This is a genomic window from Xenorhabdus khoisanae (assembly GCF_001037465.1).
GTDB lineage: Bacteria > Pseudomonadota > Gammaproteobacteria > Enterobacterales > Enterobacteriaceae > Xenorhabdus > Xenorhabdus khoisanae.
On the sequence record NZ_LFCV01000168.1, the window covers coordinates 1 to 9,140 of the forward strand.

General features: G+C 45.8%; 8 protein-coding genes. 5 read left to right on the plus strand and 3 right to left on the minus strand.

Going from position 1 to position 9,140, the window contains the following annotated elements; all coding sequences use genetic code 11:
* The first annotated feature begins 41 nt into the window (after window positions 1–41).
* Entirely contained in the window at window positions 42–734 is a 693-nt protein-coding gene (locus tag AB204_RS18860; protein ID WP_047964927.1) for a GNAT family protein, read from the plus strand.
* Window positions 735–821: 87 nt separating this feature from the next.
* Here AB204_RS18860 and pta read toward each other — a convergent pair whose 3' ends face one another.
* Together pta and ackA are read right to left on the minus strand one after the other, a co-directional pair.
* Window positions 822–2,966, minus strand: coding sequence for a phosphate acetyltransferase (gene pta / locus AB204_RS18865; RefSeq protein ID WP_047964928.1), 2,145 nt, complete (start codon window positions 2,964–2,966; stop codon window positions 822–824).
* A 217-nt stretch (window positions 2,967–3,183) separates the two neighbouring features.
* Window positions 3,184–4,386 (minus strand): acetate kinase, encoded by a 1,203-nt coding sequence (gene ackA / locus AB204_RS18870; protein WP_047964929.1) that lies wholly within the window; start codon window positions 4,384–4,386, stop codon window positions 3,184–3,186.
* A 264-nt stretch (window positions 4,387–4,650) separates the two neighbouring features.
* Here ackA and yfbV point away from each other — a divergent pair, with 264 nt between their 5' ends.
* The 4 genes from yfbV to AB204_RS18890 all read left to right on the plus strand — a co-directional run bounded on the left by yfbV (window position 4,651) and on the right by AB204_RS18890 (window position 8,366).
* Entirely contained in the window at window positions 4,651–5,106 is a 456-nt protein-coding gene (yfbV, locus tag AB204_RS18875) for a terminus macrodomain insulation protein YfbV (protein WP_047964930.1), read from the plus strand.
* A gap of 151 nt (window positions 5,107–5,257) precedes the next feature.
* Window positions 5,258–5,752 carry a YfbU family protein gene (locus tag AB204_RS18880; RefSeq protein ID WP_047964931.1) on the plus strand — a complete coding sequence of 165 codons (495 nt, stop codon included), beginning with the start codon at window positions 5,258–5,260 and terminating at the stop codon, window positions 5,750–5,752.
* Window positions 5,753–5,773: 21 nt separating this feature from the next.
* Complete coding sequence (locus AB204_RS18885) at window positions 5,774–6,448, plus strand: sugar phosphatase (protein WP_047964932.1); 675 nt, start codon at window positions 5,774–5,776, stop codon at window positions 6,446–6,448.
* Window positions 6,449–6,536: 88 nt separating this feature from the next.
* A complete protein-coding gene (locus AB204_RS18890; protein ID WP_047964934.1) occupies window positions 6,537–8,366 on the plus strand; it encodes an SLC13 family permease in 1,830 nt (609 codons plus the stop codon).
* Window positions 8,367–8,457: 91 nt separating this feature from the next.
* On the opposite strand, the gene yfbR is transcribed toward AB204_RS18890, so the two are convergent.
* On the minus strand, window positions 8,458–9,039 hold the full coding sequence (gene yfbR, locus AB204_RS18895) for a 5'-deoxynucleotidase (protein ID WP_047964933.1): 582 nt from the start codon (window positions 9,037–9,039) through the stop codon (window positions 8,458–8,460).
* Between the last annotated feature and the right edge of the window lie 101 nt (window positions 9,040–9,140).

The window sequence follows — 9,140 nt, forward strand, 5'->3', positions numbered from 1 at the left end:
ATGTTATATCAGGTCCAGGTATTGTTATATAGAGGTATGTCATGATACATAGAACAAAATCATTCAATAGCAATATGCCGGAAAAAGTTGCTTCCTTGAGTCGTAGCCAATCCAGTCCTAATTTGGCTTCACTCTCTTTTAATGCCAGAGAATCATTAATGTCTAGACAGGTTTCTTTCCGGGAAGTATTAAATTCTGTTAATACAATAAAAATTCATACCTTACAAGACAAATGGGAATATAAAAATAAAGAATTTGAAGAATTAGATGAAGAGCTGGATAAAGAATCATATGAAGAGAAAATAAAATGGAAGCAACGTAGTATCAATACAATTGCCATGATTCAATGGGGAGTAGATAGTCTTTTAAAAAATGAAGATAATCAAGAAAAATATAGGTATTTTGTGTCTTATTTTAGAGGAGTTCCTGTGGGTGCAGTGATCTTTTCTCCAGAAGGGCAACATGTATCTGACATACCTGAAGTTATGTTGCTGGTGACCCATCCTGGTATCCGAGGCTGTGGGATTTTACTGATGGAATGCGCAGTAAATGAATCGAAAAATCTGGGGAAAGAGGGAAGAGTGCAAGTATTATCGATAACAAGTGCGAAAAATGCTTACACTAGTATGGGTTTTATACCTATGGCGCAGAGAAATCTCCTATTGTTACTGGAACCTTCTAAAAGCCCGCAATGGGTGTTGAGACAAGATCGTTATAAATTTATAGGAACCTGATTTTAGATGATAATCAACAGGCAAAAAAATAACCCCATACTTTTGGCATGGGGTTATTTCGCTTAGCTATCTAGCCTAGCCAGAAAATTACGCGTTTTCTTGCTGCGTTGCCTGAATTGCAGTCAGTGCAACGGTATAAACGATGTCATCAACCAGTGCACCACGGGACAGGTCGTTAACAGGTTTACGCATACCTTGCAGCATTGGCCCGATGGAGACCAGATCCGCAGAACGTTGTACCGCTTTATAAGTGGTGTTACCTGTGTTCAGATCAGGGAAGATAAATACTGTCGCCTGACCTGCAACCGGAGAGTTTGGTGCTTTGGATTTTGCCACATCGGCCATGATAGCCGCATCGTACTGCAATGGGCCGTCAATGATCAGATCCGGACGTTTTTCCTGTGCCAGACGGGTTGCTTCGCGAACTTTCTCAACATCACTGCCTGCACCCGAGTTACCGGTAGAGTAGGAGATCATTGCTACACGAGGCTCGATACCAAATGCTTTCGCAGAATCTGCGGATTGGATAGCGATTTCAGACAATTGCTCTGCGGTTGGATCTGGGTTGATTGCACAGTCACCGTAAACCAGGACTTGTTCTGGCAACAACATAAAGAAGATGGAAGAAACCAGTGAGCTATTTGGTGCAGTTTTAATTAACTGCAATGGCGGACGAATGGTGTTCGCTGTCGTGTGAACCGCACCGGAAACCAGACCATGAACTTCACTTTGTTCCAGCATCATTGTACCCAGAACAACGTTGTCTTCTAGTTGTTCACGGGCAACAACCTCGGTCATGCCTTTGCTCTTACGCAGTTCAACCAGACGTGGAACATAACGTTCACGTACTGCTGCCGGGTTAACGATTTCAATGCCTGCGCCCAACTCAACGCCTTGAGCGGCTGCCACACGACGGATTTCTTCTGGATCACCCAGCAGGATACATTCGGCAATACCACGTTCAGCACAGATCGCTGCGGCTTTGACTGTACGAGGTTCGTCGCCTTCTGGCAGCACGATACGCTTGCCAGCCTGACGAGCCAGTTCGGTCAGTTGATAACGGAATGCAGGTGGAGACAAAAGGTTCGGACGTTCTGATGCGGCAGCCAGAGAATCGATCCACTCGCTGCTGATGTGCTGTGCAACGTAGTTCTGTATTTTTTCGATACGCTCGTGGTCATCGGCCGGAACTTCCAGGCTGAAACTTTGCAGGTTCAGAGAAGTCTGCCATGTGTTTGTTTTCACGGTGAACACCGGCAGGCCAGTGTTGAATGCACGTTCGCACAATTCACGGATGGAGTCATCAATAGAGTAACCACCGGTCAGCAACACTGCACCCACTTCAATACCATTCATGGCAGCCAGACAGGCAGTGATCAGGACGTCAGGGCGGTCAGCAGAAGTCACCAGCAGAGAACCCGGACGGAAGTACTCCAGCATGTTAGGAATGCTGCGGGCACAGAAAGTCACGGATTTGATGCGACGGCTCTCAATAGCGCCTGCGTTGATGATGTCAGCTTTCAGGTGTTTTGCCATATCAATCGCACGAGTGGCGATCAGGTCAAAACTCCATGGAATGCAGCCAAGAATTGGCAGCGGGCTGTTTTTGAAGATAGTTTTTGGATCAACGTGTGCGATGGTCGCTTTAGTGGATTCGTCAAAGATTTCGGACAAATCCGGGCGAGTACGGCCTTGATCATCAACGGGTGCATTCAGTTTGTTGACAATAACACCAATGATGTTTTGGTTCTTGATGCCACCGTATTCTGCGCGGCTCAGTTCAATGCGCTCTTTAAGCTGCTCAGGGGAGTTAGTGCCCAGTGCAGTGACAAATACGATTTCAGCGTTCAGGGTCTTGGCGATTTCATAGTTCAGGGACTGAGCAAATGGATGTTTGCGGGTCGGAACCAAGCCTTCAATCAGAACCACTTCTGCATCTTTGGAATTTTCGTGGTAACGCGCCACGATCTCTTCCATCAGTACATCTTTCTTGTCAGTGGTCAGCAGTGACTCCACATGAGCCATATCCAGAGGTTCCGCAGTATGGATGCTGGAATGTGAACGGATAATGGAAGTGGTTTGATCCTGGGAACCAGTGTGACGTGGTTGTGCGATAGGTTTGAAAACGCTCAGACGAACGCCTTTTTGCTCCATGGAGCGAATAACACCCAAGCTGACACTGGTTAAACCAACGCTGGTGCCAGTAGGGATTAACATAATTGTACGGGACACGGAAACCTCTTTAACGGTTGCTCGTCAGTCAATAAATGTGACTCAATGCGCGATATATTCATGCTATATGAATAGACGAAATATGAATCATGAGCCAACGCAATATTTATTAAGGAAATGTTACTCAATGTATGCATGAATAAATGTATTTATGAATACATGTACTCATGAATAAAGAACCGCCAGCTATGCTGGCGGTTCCTGAAAGTCATATTGCTTACGCGGTCAGGCGTGCTGAATCCTGAGCGATGACCAATTCTTCATTGGTTGGGATAACCAGAGCAGGGCGGCCATTATCAGTAGTGATAACGCCTGATTTGCCGAAGCGTGCAGCAAGGTTACGCTCATGATCATATTCGAAGCCCAGTAGTGCAATTTTCTTCATGGTCAGTTCACGAACCAGCGCAGAGTTTTCACCGATGCCGCCAGTGAAGATAATCGCATCCAGACGGCCTTCCATCAATGCGCTGTAAGCACCGATGTATTTAGCCAGACGGTGGCAGTAAACGTCCATTGCACGTTTTGCATCATCTTTGGTTTCATAGTTATCTTCTACGTAACGGCAGTCGCTGGTCACTTCAGTCAGACCCAGGAAACCAGACTCTTTGGTCAGCAGGGTGTTGATTTCAGCAACGCTCATGCCCATTGCATCGTGCAGGTGGAATACGATAGCAGGATCGATATCACCACTACGAGTACCCATAACCAGACCTTCCAGCGGGGTCAGACCCATAGAGGTATCAACACACTGGCCATTAACAATAGCAGAAACAGAACCACCGTTGCCCAGATGGCAAGTGATGACATTCAGTTCTTCAACAGGCTTGTTCAGCATCTTAGCTGCTTCGCGGGAAACGTAGAAGTGGCTGGTACCATGTGCGCCGTAACGACGGATGCTATGCTCTTTGTACAGGTTGTAAGGCAGTGCATACAGGTATGCTTCTTCAGGCATAGTCTGGTGGAATGCAGTGTCAAATACGGCAATGTTTTTCTCAATCAGATGAGGGAATGCTTTCTGCGCTTCTGCGATACCGATCAGGTGAGCAGGGTTGTGCAGTGGTGCGAATGGAATAGCCGCTTCAATGCCTTTGATAACTTCATCATTGATAATCACAGAAGAAGTGAATTTCTCACCACCGTGAACGATACGGTGACCGATGGATGCAATCTGTGCAGAAAGTTCTGGCTTTTCAGCCAAAATAGTATTAACAATGAAGTTCAGCGCTTCGCTGTGTGCTGCGCCGGCACCTAAAGCAGCTTCATTTTTTGCGCCATCCATTTTCCATTTAATACGGGCTTCAGGCAGGGTAAAGCATTCGGCTAAACCAGAAAGATATTCTTCACCATTGGCAGGATCGATGATAGCGAATTTCAGGGAGGAGCTACCGCAATTAAGAACCAGTACCAGCTTACTTGACATGGAAATACCTATTATCTTGTTGTGATCTAATCTTAAATAAGAAAAGTGTTAAAAAATAAAGCAATTTGTTAACAAATCGAATCCAGTTGTTGCGAAAGAGGTCAAAATTTTTGTTTTGCTGCTGCAACAACATAAAAGTCTGTGTAGGATACCGTTTGCTAGCAATAAAGACAAAATATACTTAATAGTATTAATATTACAAAAAAGATTTTATCTTTTGTAGGGATTTTTTAAAAAGTATACCTTTAATTGATTGAGGTCATGATGAATACGACACCGCCTGTTAACCAGGGTTGGTTCAAGCGAATGCAAGTAGGCCAGCAATATTTAAAAACATGGCCGCTGGAAAAGCAGCTTGCACCTGTTTTTCCTGAAAATCGTGTGATTAGGGCGACTCGCTTTGGTATTCGTTTTATGCCGCCATTGGCCATTTTTACTCTGACATGGCAGATCGCGCTGGGTGGTCAATTGGGACCATCGGTAGCAACGGCACTGTTTGCCTGTAGCCTGCCGTTGCAGGGATTGTGGTGGCTGGGAAAACGTGCGGCGACACCTTTGCCCGAAGGGTTGCTGAAATGGTTTTATGAAATTCGGGAGAAATTTGCAGAAGCGGGTATTGCAATGATGCCAGTGGAAAATGTCCCGACTTATCTCTCGTTGGCTGAATTGCTTAAACGGGCATTTAAGCAACTGGACAACTCTTTTCTTGATGATATTTAAAACGCCGGAGCACCTGTTCCGGCGGTGGCTGAATCCATTAACCGATAAATCCCCTGTTCAGATCAATAAATGGTTGTTTTGCGCTATTCTAAAAAAATAGGTAATGCGATGATGCGGTCAAGATAGATCCCTTCCTTTAAGGAGTTCCACAATGGAAATGACCCATACACAACGTTTAATCCTCTCCAACCAGTACAAACTTATGTCCTTGCTTGAACCTGAACATGCTGAACGTTATCGCCGTTACCAGACTATTATCGAACGGGGTTTTGGTTTGCAATTGCGTGAATTGGATCGTGATTTTGGCGAGTTATCTGAAGAGATTTGTCGTACCATCATTAATATTATGGAAATGCATCATGCGCTGCACGTTTCATTAAGTAATCTTAAAGACAGGCAGGAACTGGATGAGCGTCGCATTGCATTTTTAGGTTTTGATGCGGCAACAGAGCCACATTATCTTGCTTATGTTCGTTTTATGGTGAATACAGAGGGGCGCTATACTCACTTTGATTCCGGTAGTCACGGCTTTAATGCCCAAGTACCGATGTGGGATAAGTATCAGCGCATGTTGGCGCTTTGGCTTTCTTGCCCTCGCCAATACCATCTGAGCGCTGTTGAGATTGGTCAGATTATTAACGCATAGCTGCGTTTGAAGGAGCCGGGTTTGGTACTGAAATGTAGGGGTTTTTTATTCGATTTGGATGGTACGCTGATTGATTCATTACCTGCGGTTGAGCGGGCCTGGATTAAGTTTGCTGATAAGATGGGGATCGATCGGGATGAAGTGTTGAACTATGTGCATGGGACGCCGGCGATATTATCATTACGTCATTTTATGCCTGATGCCAGTGAAGAAGAGATTGCCAGCACTTTCAAATGGATTGAAAAGATCGAAACAGAAGATACAGAAGGCATTACCGCTTTGCCCGGTGCCGTTGCTTTGATTGATAAATTGAATGCGCTGGATATTCCGTGGGCAATCGTAACATCGGGAACTGTTCCTCTTGCTACTGCGCGCCATCAGATCGCCGAGTTACCAGAGCCGGCCCATTGGGTGACAGCGGAGTCTGTTAAAAACGGAAAACCAAATCCTGAACCTTATTTGTTGGGGGCCCAAAAACTGGGATTATTGCCAGAAGAATGTGTGGTTTTTGAAGATGCCATAGCAGGAATTCATGCCGGGCTGGACGCAGGTTGTCAGGTCGTCGTAGTCCATGATGCGCCAGATATTCCACGCCGTGATGAAACGCATTTGACGATTACTAATCTGGAAAATATTGAAATTGTCAAATCTGGTGGTTATGTTTCGATTTACACCACAAATCAGGAAGATTCTTGATCGTAACGTGGGATTTTCCCTGAGAAAAATGGTCTACTGGCCTCACTAACGTTTATATCGTCCAAAGGTATCGTTGACAGAGGCCAGATTGAATAGCGAACTGTTGTGGGTATTGACCCTGCTATTGATAGCTATTGTGCTTTTCACCACCAATAAAGTCAGAATGGATGTTGTGGCTTTATTGGTGATCATTGTATTTGTCTTGAGTGGCACACTGACGTTAAGTGAAGCCACTGTCGGTTTTAGTGATCCCAACGTGTTACTGATTGCTGCCCTGTTTGTCATTGGCGAAGGGCTGGTGAGGACAGGTGTTGCCTATCAGATGGGGGATTGGCTGGTTCGCATTGCCGGTAACAGTGAGACCAAGATGTTGGCTTGGTTAATGTTGTCGGTTGCGGGGCTGGGCGCATTTATGAGTTCAACGGGGGTTGTGGCAATCTTTATTCCTGTTGTCCTGAGTGTGGCGGCCAGAATGAAAACCTCGCCGGGACGGTTGATGATGCCACTGGGGTTTGCCGGCTTGATCAGTGGCATGATGACATTGGTCGCAACACCTCCCAATATGGTTGTCAATAGTGAGCTGGTACGCGAAGGCTTGCGGGGATTTGATTTTTTCTCCATTACACCGATTGGCATTTTAGTCTTGCTGGCCGGTGTGGTGTACATGTTGATTGCCCGTCGTTGGTTGGGAGGAACAGCCCATCAAACAGCGGATGAACGTTATCAGCGCACATTTCGTGATTTAATCCGTGACTATAAATTGTCAGGTCGCGCCCGTCGGCTTGCTATCCGCCAAGGTTCGCCTTTGGTTGGTCATACGCTGGATGAATTGGGATTGCGTGCACGTTATGGTGCCAATGTGATTGGTATTGAACGCTGGCGTAAGTTCCGTCGGGTGATGGTGGCAGCCACTGGCGATATGGAATTACAGGGACAAGATGTTCTGCTGGTGGATATGTCTGATAGTGATATTGATTTACGGGAGTTTTGCAGCGAGCAACAGCTGGAGCCGATGGTATTGCGCGGGGAATATTTTTCGGAACAGTCCCGCGAGGTCGGTATGGCAGAGGTTTCCGTGATCCCCGAATCCGATTTATTGGGGCAATCGCTGCGTGGTATGAAATTCCGTACCCGTTATGGCCTTAATGTTGTCGGCATTCGTCGTGGCGGCAAGGCATTGGAAGGCAAGTTGGTTGATGAGTCTTTGCTGCTTGGTGATACATTGCTGGTGATTGGCGACTGGAAACTGATTCGTGCATTGAAAACTAAGACGCCTGATTTCATTGTGCTAAATTTACCCATCGAAGTGGAAAGTGCAGCGCCTGCCGCATCACAAGCACCTCATGCATTACTCTGCCTTGCCTTGATGGTTGCCATGATGCTCACCAATGAAATCCCCAACTTTATCGCTGCGTTGGTTGCTTGTCTGTTAATGGGCAAATTTCGCTGTATCGATATGGAAAGCGCCTATCGTGCCATTCACTGGCCGAGCATTATTTTGATTGTCGGCATGATGCCTTTCGCGCTGGCATTGCAGAAAACGGGAGGCATAGACTTAATTGTCCGCGGGTTGATGGATGTGGCAGGTAATATGGGGCCACGGGTGATGTTGATGTGCTTGTTTGTGCTTTGTGCTGTTATCGGCTTGTTTATTTCTAACACGGCGACGGCGGTATTAATGGCTCCGATAGCGATTGCTGCGGCGAACGAAATGTCTGTTTCGCCTTTGCCTTTCGCCATGATTATTGGCGTGGCGGCCTCAGCAGCATTCATGACACCGGTTTCATCTCCTGTTAATACATTGATACTGGGGCCGGGTGGATATCGATTTGCAGATTTCCTGAAACTTGGCATACCTTTTACGTTAATTGTTATGGGGATCAGTGTCGCGATTATCCCAATACTGTTCCCGTTCTAATGACTCCATGACTCAGTTTCAATGTGATAAGGCGCTGCATCATAGCGATAAATTAGCATTGCTGGATGATCGTTATCATGGAGGGTGATATCTATATACTGATCTCGTCAAGAGAAAGGCTAAAACTGGGGACAAATACGTTCATAAAATAATCCATTTCTTCGCTGTGACGCTCTGCCAGTGTTTTTTCCAACCGGGTTTTGGCCTGATTGAATTCAGTATTACCCGCCGAAATCTCTTCCAAACATTTCAAATAAGCACACAGCGCATCAGCCTGTTTAATAATGCGCGTTTCTTCTTCGGTATGCAGGTGCTCATCCAAAATAGAACGAAAATCATCCTGTAATTCTGTCGGCAGCATATTCAACAACTTTTGTTGGGCTATCTTTTCTATTTTTTTATATTCATGGGCAATTTGAGGGTTATAGTACTTAATCGGGGTAGGCAAATCTCCGGTGATGACTTCACTGGCATCGTGATACATGGCCAGCAGGGCGATCCGATCGGCGTTAACCTTGCCGTTAAATTTGCGGTTTTTGATGACGGCCAGTGCATGTGCGACAAAAGCAACCTGCAAGCTGTGCTCTGAAACATTTTCTGTGCGCACATTTCGCATCAGGGGCCAACGGTTGATTAATTTCAAGCGGGATAATTGGGCGAAAAAATGGCTCATAATTTTCTCCTTCAACGAAATGATACGATTAATTGTGAGCGGATAGGAAGGGGAAGTAAACCTATTCAGTATCAATTTTCACCAATATATCTCTTTTATCT

Excerpts from the sequence above, each read along its gene's own strand:
- AB204_RS18860 (WP_047964927.1), top strand. The coding sequence starts at position 42 with ATGATACATAGAACAAAATCATTCAATAGCAATATGCCGGAAAAAGTT.
- ackA (WP_047964929.1), bottom strand. The coding sequence starts at position 4,386 with ATGTCAAGTAAGCTGGTACTGGTTCTTAATTGCGGTAGCTCCTCCCTG.
- yfbV (WP_047964930.1), top strand. The coding sequence starts at position 4,651 with ATGAATACGACACCGCCTGTTAACCAGGGTTGGTTCAAGCGAATGCAA.
- AB204_RS18880 (WP_047964931.1), top strand. The coding sequence starts at position 5,258 with ATGGAAATGACCCATACACAACGTTTAATCCTCTCCAACCAGTACAAA.
- yfbR (WP_047964933.1), bottom strand. The coding sequence starts at position 9,039 with ATGAGCCATTTTTTCGCCCAATTATCCCGCTTGAAATTAATCAACCGT.